The 16,394-nt window shown below is 69.6% G+C and carries 11 protein-coding genes; all 11 read left to right on the top strand.

Annotated elements, in window-relative coordinates; genetic code table 11:
- A partial coding sequence (locus ACZ6CL_RS35280; RefSeq protein ID WP_468943601.1) for a non-ribosomal peptide synthetase occupies positions 1 to 2,562 on the top strand: 2,562 nt, incomplete at its 5' end.
- Positions 2,555 to 3,574, top strand: coding sequence for a serine hydrolase domain-containing protein (locus tag ACZ6CL_RS35275; RefSeq protein ID WP_468943598.1), 1,020 nt, complete (start codon positions 2,555 to 2,557; stop codon positions 3,572 to 3,574). The genes ACZ6CL_RS35280 and ACZ6CL_RS35275, both read left to right, overlap by 8 nt.
- 68 nt (positions 3,575 to 3,642) lie before the next feature.
- Positions 3,643 to 4,584: a TauD/TfdA family dioxygenase gene (locus ACZ6CL_RS35270; protein ID WP_468943597.1), complete on the top strand. Its 942-nt coding sequence runs from the start codon at positions 3,643 to 3,645 to the stop codon at positions 4,582 to 4,584.
- A 64-nt stretch (positions 4,585 to 4,648) separates the two neighbouring features.
- Entirely contained in the window at positions 4,649 to 5,632 is a 984-nt protein-coding gene (locus ACZ6CL_RS35265; protein ID WP_468943594.1) for a TauD/TfdA family dioxygenase, read from the top strand.
- 4 nt (positions 5,633 to 5,636) lie between these two features.
- A complete protein-coding gene (locus ACZ6CL_RS35260) occupies positions 5,637 to 6,398 on the top strand; it encodes a thioesterase II family protein (RefSeq protein WP_468943592.1) in 762 nt (253 codons plus the stop codon).
- Entirely contained in the window at positions 6,391 to 10,971 is a 4,581-nt protein-coding gene (locus ACZ6CL_RS35255) for an amino acid adenylation domain-containing protein (protein ID WP_468943591.1), read from the top strand. Before ACZ6CL_RS35260 ends, ACZ6CL_RS35255 begins: the two co-directional genes overlap by 8 nt.
- Before the next feature lie 34 nt (positions 10,972 to 11,005).
- Positions 11,006 to 12,235: a cytochrome P450 gene (locus ACZ6CL_RS35250; protein WP_468943588.1), complete on the top strand. Its 1,230-nt coding sequence runs from the start codon at positions 11,006 to 11,008 to the stop codon at positions 12,233 to 12,235.
- 5 nt (positions 12,236 to 12,240) lie between these two features.
- Positions 12,241 to 13,965, top strand: a complete 1,725-nt coding sequence (locus ACZ6CL_RS35245) for a fatty acyl-AMP ligase (protein WP_468943586.1) — start codon at positions 12,241 to 12,243, stop codon at positions 13,963 to 13,965.
- A gap of 30 nt (positions 13,966 to 13,995) precedes the next feature.
- A complete protein-coding gene (locus ACZ6CL_RS35240) occupies positions 13,996 to 14,289 on the top strand; it encodes an acyl carrier protein (RefSeq protein WP_468943583.1) in 294 nt (97 codons plus the stop codon).
- 1 nt (position 14,290) lies between these two features.
- Positions 14,291 to 15,226 carry a class I SAM-dependent methyltransferase gene (locus ACZ6CL_RS35235; RefSeq protein ID WP_468943581.1) on the top strand — a complete coding sequence of 312 codons (936 nt, stop codon included), beginning with the start codon at positions 14,291 to 14,293 and terminating at the stop codon, positions 15,224 to 15,226.
- Between the two features lie 370 nt (positions 15,227 to 15,596).
- Complete coding sequence (locus ACZ6CL_RS35230; RefSeq protein WP_468943578.1) at positions 15,597 to 16,358, top strand: AfsR/SARP family transcriptional regulator; 762 nt, start codon at positions 15,597 to 15,599, stop codon at positions 16,356 to 16,358.
- Positions 16,359 to 16,394: the final 36 nt, after the last annotated feature.

Genomic DNA, 16,394 nt, shown 5'->3' with positions numbered 1-16,394 from the left:
CGTCCGGATCCGCAGGAGCTGGCGTATGTGATCTATACGTCGGGCTCGACCGGCCGGCCCAAGGGCGTCCAGGTCACCCACCACGGCCTGGCGAACAGGGTCTCCTGGACCGTCGACCACCTCGGCCTGACCGCCACCGACCGGACGCTGCAGAAGACCTCCATGAGCTTCGACGCCGCTGCCTGGGAAGTGTTCGCCCCGCTGGTGAGCGGTGGCACGGTGGCGCTCGCGCCCGTCGGGGCGGAGCGTGACCCGGCCGCCATGGTCCGGGCCGTCATCGAGCACGGCGTGACCGTGTTCCAGGGCGTGCCGTCCGTGCTTCGCCTGCTGGCGGAGACCCCCGGCTGGTCGGAATGCGGCTCGCTGCGGCTGCTCTTCTCCGCGGGGGAGCCACTCGACGCCGAGCTGTGCCGGTCCCTGCTGAGGGCCGGTTCCATCGAAGTGTGGAACACCTACGGCCCGACGGAGTGCTCCATCGACACCACAGCACACCCCTATGACCGCGATCATACGACCGGCCCCGTCCCGATCGGGCGACCGCTGCCGAACGCCACGGTCCGCGTCCTCAGCCCCGACATGCGCCCGGTGCCGCTGGGAGTCGTGGGAGAGCTGTACATCGGCGGCGCCGGGCTGGCCCGCGGATACGCGGGCCGGCCGGGGGTGACCGCGGAACGGTTCGTCCCCGATCCGTACGGAGCGCCGGGACGGCGGCTGTACCGGACTGGTGACCTGGTCCGGCTCCGGACGGACGGGACGGCGGAGTTCGTCGGCCGGATGGATGACCAGGTCAAGATCAACGGGGTGCGGGTCGAGCCCGGCGAGGTCACGGCTGTGCTGCGCGCCCAGCCGGAGGTCCGCGACGCCGTCGTGCTCCCCTGGCGCCGTGGAGAGGGCGACCAGCAGCTGGCCGCCTACGTCGTCTGGGCGGCTCCCGAGCCGCCGGAGGCCGGCGAGCTGCGGCGCCGCCTCGCCGCCCTGCTGCCGGGCGCCATGGTTCCGGTGGCGTTCGTCGCGCTGGAACGGATGCCCGTGACGGAGCGGGGCAAGCTCGACCGCCGGGCGCTGCCCGCGCCGGAGGCCCCGGACCACGAGTACACCGCGCCGAGGACCCCGACCGAACAGGTGCTGGCGGATCTGTGGCGCCAGGTGCTCGGGATGGAACGGGTCGGCGCGTACGACCGCTTCTTCGCGGGCGGCGGCAACTCACTCCTGATCATCCGATTGATCTCCGCGGCACATCGGCGGGGCATGCCACTGACCCTGCGCATGCTCTACGAACACGACGTTCTCGCAGATCTGGCCGAGGCGGTCGACTCCCTGACGGAAGGCGGGCACCCCATGACCGACGAGATGAAGACGGCGACCGACTGGACACTGCCCCTGCCGGACCCCGGCCGCGACGTCCCCGGACCGGGGCGGGCCGTCTCCCGGGCCACGTCCGGGCCGCGGATCCCGGAGCCGGAACTGCGCGCGGTGATGGCCCGGCACCAGGTACCCGGCGTGAGCATCGGATTGCTCCGCGGCGGCGAGGTGGTGTCGCTGGAAGGCTATGGCGTGGCCGCGGTGGACCGCCCGGACCCGGTCGGCATCAGGACCCCCTTCCAGGTGGCCTCGATCAGCAAGCACGTCACCGTGCTGGCCGTGCTGCGCCTCGTGGACGACGGCGTCCTGAACCTGGACGCCGACATCAACCGCTACCTCGCCTCCTGGAAGGTGCCCGGGGGAGCGCGCATCACCTTGCGGGAGCTGCTGAGCCACCAGGCGGGGCTCAGCCATGTGCCGCCCACCAACTACCTTCCCGGTGAGACGATGCCGACGGTGCTGGAGGTCCTGGGCGGGCTTCCCCCGGCCGTCAACGAGCCGGTTCGTGCCGCCCATCCGGCGGGTGAGGTCTTCAGAAAGACCAACATCAACTACTCGGTCCTCCAGCAGCTGCTCGACGACGTCACCGACGAACCCTTCGAGGCGCTGATGCGGCGGCTCGTCCTCGAACCGCTGGGCATGTCGGACAGCAGCTTCGACCAGTCCTACCCTGAGCACTCCGAGGTCCCCGTCGCGATCGGGCACGACGCGCACGGCGAGCCGATACCCGGCCGCTGGCGGGTCCGCAACGAGGTGGCAGCGGGCGGGCTGTGGGCCAGTGCCCTGGACCTGACCAAGGTGGCCCTGGAGGTGCGCCGTGCCGTCCGTGGCGAACCCGGCGCCCTGATCCCCCGCCCGCTCGCACAGCAGATGCTGACGGTGTGGCACCCCGGGAGCTTCTACGGTCTGGGCGCCGTCCTGGATCCCACCGGCGGCGACCTGGAGTTCGGGCACGGCGGCCGGACGGTCGGCTACCGCGTCGGCACGTTCACCCAGGTGGAGAGCGGCGACGGGCTCGTGATCCTCGCCAACGGCGAGTCGGGGAAGCAGATCCAGACGTTCGTGGCGGATCTCATCAGAGGACTCGAGGGCGGGCTCGGTACCGGCAAGGCGGCCGAGGGCTGGGCGACGGCTGTGGACGAGCCGGTGGAAGGACCGGCCGGGACGGCCCCCGGCAGCCGGAGCGGTCACGATGCATGAGACCCTGCGCCAGGTGGTGGGCGAGCGCCCGGACGGCGAGGCGCACGCGATGCTGGTCAGGCTGACCGATCAGGACAGGACCTGGACCTGCGGCTCGGGCACGGCGGACCCGCGCACCGGCACCCCGGTCCGGGAGGACCAGCGTTTCCGTATCGGCGGTGTCACCAAGACGTTCGTCGCCGTGACCGTGTTGAGCCTGGTGGCCGGGGGGCGGCTCGGACTCGACGATCCGGTCGGCGGTCTGCTGCCGGGCCTGCTGCCGGAATCGGTCACGGTGCGCCATCTGCTGGACCACACCAGCGGTCTCGCCGACGAGAGCGACGTCCAGTACAACAACACCGCGTGGTTCCTGCGCCACCGGTTCGACACCTTCGGGCCCGAGGAGCTGATCGACAAGGCGGTGCGGCAGCCGCTCACCTTCGTTCCCGGGAGCAAGCAGCAGATCACCCGGGCCAATTACGTCATCCTCGGCATGCTCATCGAGCGGCTGACCGGGCGGCGTTACGCCCGTGAAGTGGAGGACCGCGTCCTCGGCCCGCTGGGGCTGGCGGGCACCTCGCTGCCCGGCGACGACCCCGGGATACCCGCTCCGCGGGTCCGTGGCTACGACCGCGGCATCGACGTCACCGAACACAGCCCGTCCATCCACGGCGCGGCCGGCGAGATGCTGTCGACGGTGGCGGACCTGGACCGCTTCCTGTGCGCGCTGCTGGGCGGGGACCTGCTGCCGCCGACGCTGCTGGGGGAGATGTTCCGCGTGCCCGGCGTGCCCTATCTGAAGGGCGGCCCGGCCTTCTGCGGGGCCGGGCTGGACAGTGTGGCCCTGCCCGGCGGCGCCACCGTGTGGGGCATGGCCGGCGTCGTCCACGGCTTTCTCGGCGGCATCGCCGCGTCCGAGGATCGCTCGCGCAGGCTCGTCTATCTCATCTGCCCCACCGAGCGCGGTGCTCTGCGGGCGCCGCCTCTCGTCGAGAAGCTGCTGATCGCCGCCTTCGACAGCGAGTTCGCATAGTTCCGATACCGAAGGAATATAGGCCGCGCCGACAGAGTGTGCGTCAGGGAACGAAAGGGAGACATGAGGTGGACGCTGATCAGGACTGGGAGCCGTTGACCATCGGTCCGGCCCAGACCGGCACCCCGGCGAGTCCCGAGGGGCTCGTGGAGTACCTGCGGGGAACGGGCGATCTCGACAGCCTGCTGGTGGCGGAGAAGGCACTGGTCTTCAAGGGATTCCAGCTGACCGGCGCGTCGCTGGAAGCCGTGATGGACACCCTGCTGCCGAACCGGCTCGCGTATGTGCACGGCAACTCGCCCAGGACCAAGGTCGGGCAGAACGTCTACACATCGACGGAGTACCCGCCGGAGTACACCATTTCCATGCACAACGAGATGTCGTACGCCCACGCGTGGCCGTCGCGGCTTCTCTTCTTCTGCGAGCAGGCGCCGCAGACCGGCGGGGCGACCCCCGTGGTGGACGGCGTCACCTGGCTGAACGCGCTGGACCCCGAGCTGCGCGCGGCCTTCGCGGGCGGAGTGCGCTACACCCAGAATCTGCACGGCGGCATGGGCCTGGGCCGCAGCTGGCAGCAGACCTTCGAGACCGACGACCGCGAGTCGGTCGAGGAGTTCCTGAAGGTGTCGGGGGCCGAATGGGAGTGGCGGGCGGACGGCGGACTGCGGGTCGCCCAGCTCCGCGCGTCCACGATCCGGCACCCGGTGAGCGGGGCCGAGGTGTGGTTCAACCAGGCCGACCAGTGGCACGCGGCCGGGCTCGGGGACGAGACGGCCGCCGCCCTCTACCAGATCATGGGCGAAGAGGACCTTCCGCAGTCGGTCACCTTCGCCGACGGGACTCCGATCCCGGCCGAGTACGTCACCCAGATCCAGGAGCGCGGCCTGGCCTGCGCCGTCGATGTGAACTGGCAGGTCGGTGACCTGCTGCTCATCGACAACGTCCTGGTGGGTCACGGGCGGCGTCCCTTCACCGGCTCACGCCGTGTCCTGGTGGCCATGTCCGGCTGAGGACCCCGCGTGTCCCTCCCGGCGAATCTCTGTCCGTAACCTTTTCTTTCAAAGGCGGGTACCGATGACCGCGTACCAGCACGACGGTTCCGTGCTGCCCTTCGTCATCGAAGGCGATGTGGCGGGCCCCGGCGTCACCACTCTCATCGACAAGGACCGGGCCCGTCTCCGGGCTCTCCTCAGCGAACACGGCGCCCTGTTGCTGCGCGGCTTTCCGATCGGCGGCGTCCCCGGCTTCGAGGAAACGGTGCGCGCGATGTCCGGTGAGCCGCTCACCTACGCGGAGCGTTCGTCACCGCGCAGCGCGATCAAGGGGAATGTCTACACGTCCACGGATTATCCCCCGGACGAGGAGATCTTCCTGCACAACGAGAGCTCCTACCAGGTGTCCTGGCCACGGCTGCTCTACTTCTACTGCGACCACCCTCCCGGGACGCGGGGCGCGACCCCGCTGGCCGATACCCGCAAGGTGTACGCGTCGATCGATCCCTCGGTGCGCGAGGAGTTCCGCCGGCGCAAGTGGATGCTGGTGCGCAATCTCCACGAGCAGTTCGGCGCCTCGTGGCGTTACATCTTCAACACCGACGACAAGGACGAGGCGGAGAGCTACTGCGGGCGCAGGGGCATCGCCTTCGAGTGGACGGGCAAGGACAGCATGCGCACCCGCGCCGTCCGGGAGGCGATCCACGTCCATCCCGAGACCGCGGAGACGGTGTGGTTCAACCACATCACCTTCTTCCACCACACCACGCTGCCCGAGGACGTCCAGGAAGGGCTGCTGGGCCTGTTCGGCGAGGAGGGACTGCCGACCAACACCTACTACGGTGACGGCGGCCGCATCCCGGACGACGTGATCGCTCATCTGCGGGAGTGCTACCGCGCGGCCTTGGCGCGCTACGACTGGCAGCAGGACGACATCCTCGTGGTCGACAACATGCTGTCCTCACATGGCCGGGAGCCCTACACCGGCGAGCGGCGCATCGCGGTCGCCATGGCGGAGTCGTACGGGCCGGAGACGGTGCCGAGCCCCTCAGGGGCGGTGCGGTGAGACGATGTCCTCTTCCTGGACCACCTGGTTCCGCGTCTATGACGCCCCGCGCACCCGCCCTCGGCTGCGACTGGTCTGCTTCCCTCACGCCGGAGGCGCGGCGAGTGCCTTCCGCTCCTGGAGCAGAGCGCTGCCCGGCTCCATAGAAGTGGCCGCCGTCCAGTACCCGGGGCGGCAGGACCGGTACGGCGAACCGTTCCGCACCGATCTCCCCGCTCTGGCCGAGGAGATCGGAAGCGCGCTCGCGCCGAGGCTCGACTGCCCGACCGCCTTCTTCGGCCACAGCCTGGGCGCCACGATCGCCTTCGAGACGGCCCGCCGCATCCGGCCGATCTTTCCCTCCCCCCTGGTCCGGCTGTTCGCGTCAGCGCGCAGGGCCCCCTCGGCCGGCCGCGTCCGGGGACAGCGGCTGGACGACAGCCACCTCAAGGAGCTGGTGCACACCCTGGGCGGCTCCGGCGCGGCCCTCCTGGAGAACGAGGAGCTTTCCCGCGTCGTCCTGCCGGTGCTCCGCAACGACATGTGCATGGCGGACGACTACGTGTACGTGGAGGGGGCGCCCCTCACCTGCCCGATCACCGCGATCACCGGGGACCAGGACGGGACGGTGACCCTCGCCGACGCCGAGCAGTGGTCGGCGCACACCATGGGGGACTTCCGGGCACATCTGCTGCCCGGGAACCACTTCTACTTCGAGGACTCGCCCGATCCCCTGCTCCAGGTGCTGCTGAGCGACCTCCGGTTCACGGAGGCGGCAGGTGTCTGACCCGGGATTCACACGACTTCCCCTGACGGCCGCCCAGACCGGCATCTGGTTCGCCCACCAACTGGACCCGACGGGACACAAGTACAACGTCGCGGAGTACGCCGACATCACCGGCCCCCTCGACGTGGACCTCTTCACCTCCGCTTGGCACCGGACGCGCGCCGAGGCGGAGACGATGCGAACCGTCGCGATCAAGGAGGACGACGGCCTCTGGCAGGTCCTCGCGGCAGAGCCGGACGCCACGCTGCCCGTGCTCGACTTCACGGAGCACGCCGATCCGCCGGCGGCGGCGCGGGCATGGATGCGCGAGGACGCGGAACGCCCTCTCGACCTGGCCGAGGACGCGCCGTGTGCCTTCTTTCTGCTGCGGACGGCCGCGGACCGGAGCTTCTACTATCACCGCTTCCACCACATCGTCATGGACGCGTACGGGGCGTCCCTGCTGCTCCGAAGGCTCGCGCAGATCTACACGGCGTGGGACGGGCACGAGGACTGCGGCGATTCGCCGTTCACACCGCTGAGCCGGGTACGGGAGGAGGAGACCGCCTATCGCGCGTCCGCGGCCCGGGAGCGGGACCGGCGGTACTGGACCGAGCGCTTCGCGGACCTGCCGCGGCCCAGCAGGCTCGCGTACCGCGCCCCGGCGGCGCCCCGGCCACTGGACCACCAGCCGAGCATCCACCGGGTGGGCGCGCTGCCCGCGGCCGACCTCCGGCAGGTGGAGCGACTGGCGCGGGAGAACCGGTGCAGTCCCTCGGCCGTCTTCATCGCGGCCGCCGCGGCGTACGCCTCCCGGATGACGGGGCAGCGCGACGTGGTCCTGAGCCTGCCGCTGACCGGACGGGCCACCGGCGACGCCCTGCGCTCTCCGACGATGATGGCCAACACGCTCCCGCTCCGGGTGGACGTGCGGCCGGACCAGGGCCTGGCGCACCTCGTTCCCGCCGTGGCCGCGGAAGTGGCCGTGGCCATGCGGCACCAGCGCTACCGGTACGAGGACCTCGCCCGGGACCTGGGAGTCTCCTCGGCGGACCACGCGCTCCTGGGCACGATGATCAACGTGATGACCCTCGACCACCGTCTGGGGTTCGGTGGTCTGCCGGTCTCGGTGCACAACGTCCTGCCCGCCTCGTTCAACGACGTCGCCCTGCACGTGTTCCACCGACGCGACGGCCGCGACACCGAGGTGATCTTCGACGCGGACCCCCAGCGGTGCGATCCCGGAACCCTGGAGGGCCACGAGCGGCGCTTCCTGCGCTTCTTCGCCGCCGCGCTGGCGGACCCCGGCCTGGCCGTCGAGCGGATCGAACTGCCGGGCCACGGCGACCACTCGCCGTCGACGGCTGCGCGGGAGCATGCGCCACGTCCCCTCCCCACCGGGAGCGTCCACGAGCTGTTCGAGTCTCAGGTGGCGCGGACTCCCGGCGCGGTGGCACTGGTGCACGCGGACGCGGCGATGACGTACACCGAGCTGAACGCCCGGGCCAACCGGCTCGCCCGGCAGCTGGTCGGCCTCGGTGCCGGACCGGAGCGCTTCGTCGCCCTGGCTCTGCCGCGGTCTCCGGCGTTCATCGTCGCGATGCTCGCCGTGCTCAAGACCGGCGGGGCCTACGTGCCGGTGGACACCGGGTATCCGCCCCAGCGGGTCGCCCACATGCTCGACGACTGCGCTCCGGTGTGCGTGGTGACCACGGTCGACCACGCGGCGGACCTGCCGGGCGGCACGCCGGTGGTCACGCTGGACACCTCCGGCACGGCCGACGGCCTCGCGGCGGTGCCGGAGGGGAACCTCTCCCCGGCGGAGCGGCACGCCTCCGCGACCGCGGCGAATGCCGTGTACATGATCTACACCTCCGGCTCGACCGGTGCGCCCAAGGGCGCCGTCGTGCACCACGAGTCGCTGGTGAACCTCGCCGTGGACCACATGGAGCGGCTCGGTATCGGCCAGGACAGCCGGGCCCTGCAACTTCTCTCCCTGAGCTTCGACGCCTCCGGTGCGGAGATCTGGCCGGCCCTGCTGTCCGGGGCCCGGCTGGTGCTCGTTCCGCCCGCGGCATCGGCGCCGGGCGAGGAGCTGCTGAGGCTCCTGCGTACCCAGCGCATCACCCACATGGTCTGCACCCCCAGCCTGCTGGAGAACCTGCCCGAGGGGGAGCTGCCCGACCTGATCCAGGTGACGATGGGGGGCGAGGCCGCCCCTCCCGAGCTGGTGGCGCGCTGGTCGTCGGCCGGGCGGCGCTTCATCAACGTCTACGGCCCCACCGAGGCCACGGTGACGGCCACGGCGAGCGAGCCCCTGGCAGGGGACGCGCCCCCGCCCATCGGCCGCCCGATCATGAACACCTGGACGTATGTGCTCGATGACGGCCTGCGCCCGGTGCCCGCCGGAACCGAGGGAATGCTGTACCTGGCGGGCACCGGCCTGGCCCGCGGGTACTGGCGGCGGCCGGCCCTGACCGCCGAACGGTTCGTGCCGTGCCCCTTCGGCCCGCCCGGCAGCCGGATGTACCGGTCGGGCGACCTGGTGCGGCAGCGGCCGGACGGGATGCTGGACTATCTGGGACGCGCCGATGACCAGGTGAAGGTCCGTGGTTTCCGGATCGAACTGGGCGAAATCCAGGCCGCGTTGAACGCCCACCCTGCCGTGGTCAGCGCCGTGGCCCAGGTCCGGGCGGACCAGGCGGGCACGAAGCGCGTGGTCGGCTATGTCGTCCCGTTGCCCGGAGCGCGGCCCGACGCGGGCACCCTCCGAGATCATGTGCGCGCGTCACTGCCGGAATTCATGGTGCCCGCCGCCGTGATGATCCTGCGCGAGTGGCCGCTGACCCTCAACGGCAAGGTGGACCTCAAGGCGCTGCCGGCGCCCGACTTCGCCGCCGCCGTCGGCGGACGCGAACCGCGGACCCGCGCGGAGAAGCTGCTGTGCGAGGCGTACGGCCAGGTACTGGGCCTTGAACGGGTGGGCGTCGGAGACGGGTTCTTCGACCTCGGCGGCGACAGCATGATGGTGACCCGGCTCGTATCGCTGGCGCGGGCCGGAGGACTGGCGTTCGCCACGCGCGATGTCTTCCGGCACCCCACCGTCGAAGCGCTCGCGTCCGTGGCACACGAGATCGAATCCGCGACGCGGACCACCGCCCCGGATGATCGCCCGGGAACGCGGCCCGCCCTGCCCGACCTCCTGCCGGACCAGCGCAGAGCGCTGGAAGAAGCGTTCCCGGACCTGACGGAGATCCTGCCGCTCTCACCTCTGCAGGAAGGATTTCTCTTCCACGCCCTGCTCACCGGCGAGTCCGGCGACGTCTATACGGCACAGGTGACCCTGGACCTGGCGGGCAAGGCGGACGCCGGAAGGCTGCGGGAGGCGGCGGAAGAACTGCTGGGCCGCCACCCGCACCTGAGCGCCGCGTTCGTCGACGAGGGCACGGCGCGACCCGTCCAGGTGGTGTGCCCCACCCGCCCGCTGCCCTGGACCGAGGCCGACCTCTCAGCCCTGCCGGAGCCCGACCGGGAGGCGGCGGCGGAACGCCATGTGGCACAGGAGCGGACGCGCGGCTTCGACATGCGCAAACCGCCTCTGCTGCGGTTCGTCCTGCTCAGGCTCGGACCCGAGCACCACCGTCTCGTGGTGACGGGTCATCACATCCTCATGGACGCCTGGTCCACGCCGATCCTGATGAACGAGCTGTTCACGCTCTACACGGGCGGACGCGAGGCCGACGCGCTGCGCGCTCCCACCCCGTACCGGGAATACCTGCGGTGGGCGGACGCCCAGAGCCGTCAGGACGCGACGCGGGCCTGGGCACAGGCTCTGGAAGGCGTCGACGGCCCCACCCAGATCGCGCCCGGCAGCGACGACACGGCACACGTGGCCCAGGAGCGGATCACCTCCGAGCTGTCAGCCGAGTTCACGGGGCAGCTGCGCACGTTCTGCTCCCGGCACGGGATCACCCTGAACACCGTCGTGCAGGGCGCCTGGGGGCTGCTGCTGGCACGGCAGACCGGACGCGAGGACGTCGTTTTCGGGGGATCGGTGTCGGGCCGGCCGCCGGAGGTCCCCGGAATCGACCGGATGGTGGGGCTGTTCACCAACACCCTGCCGGTGCGCGTCCGGCTGCGGAGCGAGGAGCGAGTGGCCGACCTGCTCTCCCGGCTGCAGCGTGAGCAGGCGGAGCTGAGCCCGTACCACTACACCGGTCTGGCGGAGATCCAGCGGCTCGCCGGTACGGGAGGAACGCTGTTCGACACGACGACCGTGTGCATCGACCCGCTGATCGACATCACCCTGCTCAACGTCTCACTGGGGGACCTGACGGTGCGAGTCCGGGAGCTGGCCGAAGGCACGCAGTACCCCCTGCGGCTGGCCGCGGTGCCCGGCCCGCGGCTCACACTCGTACTGAACTACCGCCCGGACTCCTTCTCCGCCACCGAAGCCGAACAGCTCCTCCACCGCATGACCCGCCTGGTGCGGACGGTGGTGGCACATCCGGACCGGCCGGCCGGGGAGGTCGATGGCCTCACCGACGCCGAGCGCCACCGCATGCTCATCGAATGGGGAGGATACGGCTCGTGACGCACGCGATCCAGGCCGAGGGACGGGCGGTCCTATGACGACGCAAGCCCCGTCCCTGAGCATCCTGACCGACTTCGCGAACCGCCCCGAACCCTATGGGGTTCTCCGGGAGATCAGGGACGCGTCCCCCTTCGCCGCCTCGGACGGACTCGTGGTGGTGGGGCGGCACGCCGACTGCTCGGCGGTCCTGCGCGATCCGGCCATGAGCAGTGAGCGCGACCGCGCCCGCGTCTCGCCCGTCCGCCAGGGGCCGAGGACCCGCAACTTCCTCCATCTGGACCCGCCCGACCACACACGATTCCGCAGCCTGGTGACGAAGGCGTTCACGCCGCGTGTGGTCGCCGGCCTGGAACCGCGTATCCGGCAGGTGACCGAGGACATCTATCGCGCGGTCGCCGAAAAGGGCACGTTCGATGTGGTGTCGGATCTGGCCTACCCCCTCCCGCTCCAGGTGATCTGCGAACTCCTCGGGGTTCCCTTCCGCGACCGGGAGCTGATCCAGGACTGGTCGGGAAAGCTCTCCGAAGCGCTGGAGCCGCCGATCCCCGGACTGGTCAGTCCGCAGGCCACCTCCGAGGCCGCGCGGGCCCGTACCGGATTCATCGGCTACTTCCGGGACCTCATCGCGGAACGGCGCGCCGACCCCCGGGACGACCTCGTCTCCCACTTGGTCGCCGTCGAGGAGAGGGGAGACCAGCTGACGGAGAGCGAGTTGCTGGCCACCTGCATCCTGCTCATCAACGCGGGCCACGAGACGACCGTCAACCTGATCAGCAACGGCATCGTGGCGCTGCTGCGCCACCCCGCCCAGCTCTCGCTCCTGCGGGAGACGCCCTCACTCGCCGAGTCCGCCGTGGAGGAGGTGCTGCGTTACGACGCCCCCGTACAGCTGACCACGCGCGTCGCCCGTGAGGGGGCCCGGTGGGGATCGGTCGATGTGGTGGCGGGCGACATCCTTGTGGTGCTCCTGGGGGCGGCCAACCGGGATCCGGAGGCCTTCCGGGATCCGGACCGGTTCGATATCCGGAGACGGCCGGAGCGGCAACATCTCTCCTTCTCGGCCGGACCGCACTTCTGCCTCGGAGCGAGCCTGGCACGACTCGAGGTGAGGATCGCCTTCGAGCTGTTCGCCTCCTGGGTGGTCAATCCGGGGCTGGCGGGCCATCAGCTCACCTATAAGCCCAACCTGAGCCTGCGGGGACCGGAGCGCCTCGAGGTGGACTTCGACGACATCCGACCGACAGGAAGGGCCCGGCTCTCGTGAACGATGTGACCGACGCAGCGACGGTCGCGGCAGTGCTGCGGCGAAACGCCGACACCCTGCCCGACGACAACGCCCTGGCCTTCGTCACGGATCTGGACCGGTCCGACGGCACCGACTTCTGGAGCTGGCGGCGCCTGGACGAGGAGGCGCGGAAGACGGCGGCCTGGATCCAGCGGAGATACCGGCCCGGCGAACGGGTCATGCTGCTCTACCCGGCCGGCCCGGCATTCGTCGCGGCCTTCATCGCCTGCCTGTACGCGGGTGTTGTCGCGATCCCGGCACCGCCGCCCGGCCAGTACCGCCACCAGCGCAAGAGGCTGCGGGCGATCGCGACCGACTCGGGCGCCCGGGTCGTGCTGACCGACACCTCCACCTACGACGACGTGATGGAGTGGCGGACCGCGGAGGGGCTGGCGGAGGTCGCGTGTGTGGCCACCGATGTTCCCGGCCTCGCCGACCCCGGCGGCTGGACCCCCGTGGAGGGCGACCGGGAAACTGTCGTCCTGCTGCAGTACACCTCGGGGTCCACGGGCGACGCCAAAGGCGTCATGATCACCAATGGCAACATGCTGCACAACGCCGCTGCCTACTTCCGTGCGGTGGGCTGGCACGAGGGGACCCGGTGCGGGGGGTGGCTTCCGCACTTCCATGACATGGGCCTGAGCGGACAGCTGCTGCCGACGCTGATGCGGGGCAGCACCTGCTATCTGATGGCGCCCATGACCTTCATACGGCGGCCCTATTCCTGGCTCCGGATGATCGACAGGTTCGGTATCACCGTGTCGCACGCACCGAACTTCGCCTTCGACCTCTGCGTCCGGAAGGTCACGGAGGAGCAGGCGGCTGCCCTGGACCTGTCGCGCTGGGAGTTCGCGGGCAACGGCTCGGAGCCGGTTCACGCGTCGGTGCTGACCGCCTTCGCCAAGCACTTCGCGGAGGGCGGGTTCCGTGAGGAGGCACTCGCGCCGTGTTACGGCATGGCCGAGGCGACGGTGTACGTGTCCGGCGAGGCCGGGCGGCGTCCGGTGGTGTGCGCCGTCGACGCACAGATGCTGGAGCGCGGCGCGTTCCAGCCCGCGGTGCCGGGCCGTCCGGCCCGCTCCGTCGTCGGCTGCGGGACGTTCCGCGACTTCGAGGTGCGGATCGTCGACCCGTCCTCGGGCGATGCGCTGCCGGATGACCGGGTCGGGGAGATCTGGCTGCGTGGCCCGAGCATCTCTCCCGGTTACTGGCGGCGGGAAGACACGACCCGTGAGGTGTTCCAGGCGCGTGTGCCGGGTGGCGACGGCGGTTGGCTGCGCACCGGGGATCTGGGGACCGTCCATGACGGCGAGCTGTATGTGAACGGCCGGATCAAGGAACTGCTCATCGTGAATGGCCGCAACCTCTACCCCCAGGACATCGAGCAGGAGCTGCGAACCCAGCATCCCGAGCTGGGCCAGGCGGGTGCGGCCTTCACCGTTTCACCGGCGGAGGAGAGCGCGGGAGCGGAAGGGGAGCGGCTCGTCGTCACCCACGAAGTGAAGGGCGTACCGCGCGACCGCCTTCCCGAGCTGGCGGCCAGGCTGAAGCTCACGGTCAGCCGTGAGTTCGGAGCCCGAGTCGATTCCCTTCTGCTGCTCAAACCCGGCGCGGTCCGGCGCACGACCAGCGGGAAGGTCCAGCGCGCCGAGATGCGCCGCCTCTTCCTGGCGGACGAACTCACCGCGCTCTATGCCGAACACCAGTAGACATTACACGTTATGTGCAGAGGAGTTCAGGTGTCAGATTCCGTCCATCAGTTCTCGCGTGACGGCCTGGCCGCATGGCTGAGAGAATGTCTCGCCTCGTATGTGGAGACGAAACCCGAGGATATCCGGCCGGACGCCGTGATGTCGTCCTACGGTCTGGACTCAGTCGCCGCCACCGCCATGCTGGTGGACATAGAGAACCATGTGGGCTGCGAGCTGGACCCGAATGTGCCGTGGGACTACCCCACGATTGACGCATTGACCGACCACCTGCTCACCGTGGCACCCCGGGCCACGGCGGCGGATGAAAACAGCGTGGTGTGAGATGCCGGTTCTGGAGCGGCTGACGGCGAACGAGTTCCTCTCCAAGATCGTATCCAGTGTGCTCGACGTATGGCCGGAACACGAGGACTTCCTCGACCTGCGCTTTCAGGCGGAAGAGGCTGGCCGTTCGAGCCCCGCCGAGGAGCTGGCCCGCCTGGTGTGGCACCTTATCGAAGGGGAAATCGATGCGGTTGTCGACAGCTATCGCTGGATGTGCCGGGAACTCCTGAAGGAGGAGCTTTTCTTCCGCCGGCACGGCCGCTACCGGAATTCCTCGATCCGGGAACTCACTGAATCGGGATTCTACGAACCGCCGGTCTCCACCCATTACCACCGCGGTTTGCTCCTGTCGCAGGTGCTCTGGAGTAATCACGCCCAGGTCGCCGAGGTCTACGCGCGTGACTTCCTGGGGCGCTGTGCTCCCTCGGGCAGCCTGCTCGAAGTGGGGCCGGGGCACGGGCTGCTGCTCGCCCTGGCGGCCGGCCGGGTGAAGGGCGAACTGGCCGGGTGGGACATCAGCGAGTCGAGCCTCCGGTATACCCGGCGGAACTTGGACCGGCTGGGCGTGGGAGCCGCGTCCCTGGACCTCCACGACATCCAGCGGGGTCCCTTGCGGGGCCGCTACGACAGCGTGGTGGCGAGCGAGCTGCTGGAGCATGTCGAGGACCCGGAAGCCGTCCTGCGATCGCTGCTGGGACTCCTCGAGGACGACGGCCAGATCTTCCTCAACGTCCCGGTCAACAGCCCCGCGCCTGATCACTTGTATCTGTGGCGCACCCCGGAAGAGTTCTTCGACTTCGCTCAGGGTAATGGGGTGGTGCCGGAGCACACGTACACCTTCCCCATGACCGGTTACACGGAGCAACGGGCACGTAATGGGCGTTTCACCATATCGTGTGTGATGGTGGGCCGGCGCTCGGATGCGCTCACCCGATGAGGTGGACGGCCATACCCGCGACGCATTTCTCAGCGGAATATGAGGTTCTGCTGAGATGGGTCATGTGATCCTCGATCATCGCTCCCGGATGCCGGAAGCAGGGGAAGGAAGTGACGCCTGTTGACCGTGAGTAAGGCTAATGGCTATGCTCGCGGCGAGAATGTTCGAGGAGCCTTGGCGGTCTTGGAGCGCCTGAAGTCGCCAAGGTTCACTAGGAGGGGCGTCATACTCGGGGGTACGGGGGCCATATGCTTCATTCTCTTCTTGGGCTGTCCGGTTTTAGTGGCGGCTCACAGCGCTGATTAGACGGGCGTAGCCCCTCACTCCGGTCCAGTCCGGTCTATGAGCAGCGTCGTCATCGAGGAGAGACGTGGAATTCCGCATTCTGGGGCCTGTGGAAGCTAGTCGCGGTGGCAAAGAACTACGTATCACCGGCGAGAAGATACCTACCGTGCTGGCGGCGTTACTTCTCGCCAGGGGGCGCATGGTCGAGGATTCCAGACTGAGGACCCTCCTTTGGGGGGAGCGCCCCCCGGCGACGGAAAACGCCCAGATTTACACCTACATCTCACGGCTGCGTAAACTCCTGGGCAAGGATGTCCGGCTGGTCCGCCGAGGTTCGGGGTATCTGCTCGACCCCGGTGAGGGCAGCCTGGACCTGCTGGAACACGAGAGATTATGCAGAGCCGGACAGGAGCACCTCAAGCGCGGTCAGCATCACAACGCCGCCGAGCTGTTGCGGATGGCGCTCGGAATGTGGACCGGCCCGGCTCTCGCCAACGTCACGGACCATCTCGCGGACGCGGAGCGGCCGCGGCTCGAAGAGATCAGGATGTCCGCCCATGAGAATCGGATCGAGGCCGATCTGGCACTTGGGCGGCACCGGCAGCTCGTTCCGGAACTGACTGCCCTGGTCGCCGAGTATCCCGCCCGGGAGATGCTGCACGCACTCCTGATGACCGCTTTGTGCCGGTGCGACCGGCAGGGCGACGCACTCATGATCTTTCACCATGCCCGTCAGGTGCTCGCGGAGGAGCTGGGCATCAGCCCGGGTCCCATGCTGAACAGCACCTACCTCGCGGTGCTCGACGGGAGGCTGGGCATGCCGGTGGCCCAGGGCGCGCACCGCTAGAAGTACCCACAGCGAGGGCCTCGTTGACCTGCCGGT

It is taken from the genome of Streptomyces sp. NPDC041200 (assembly GCF_055591805.1).
The sequence above is the reverse complement of the archived record's forward strand: the minus strand, read 5'-3'. Positions and strand labels throughout refer to the sequence as shown.

Coding starts and splice junctions, on each gene's coding strand:
- ACZ6CL_RS35265 (WP_468943594.1), top strand. CDS start 4,649: ATGACCGCGTACCAGCACGACGGTTCCGTGCTGCCCTTCGTCATCGAA.
- ACZ6CL_RS35235 (WP_468943581.1), top strand. CDS start 14,291: ATGCCGGTTCTGGAGCGGCTGACGGCGAACGAGTTCCTCTCCAAGATC.
- ACZ6CL_RS35250 (WP_468943588.1), top strand. CDS start 11,006: ATGACGACGCAAGCCCCGTCCCTGAGCATCCTGACCGACTTCGCGAAC.
- ACZ6CL_RS35260 (WP_468943592.1), top strand. CDS start 5,637: ATGTCCTCTTCCTGGACCACCTGGTTCCGCGTCTATGACGCCCCGCGC.
- ACZ6CL_RS35275 (WP_468943598.1), top strand. CDS start 2,555: ATGCATGAGACCCTGCGCCAGGTGGTGGGCGAGCGCCCGGACGGCGAG.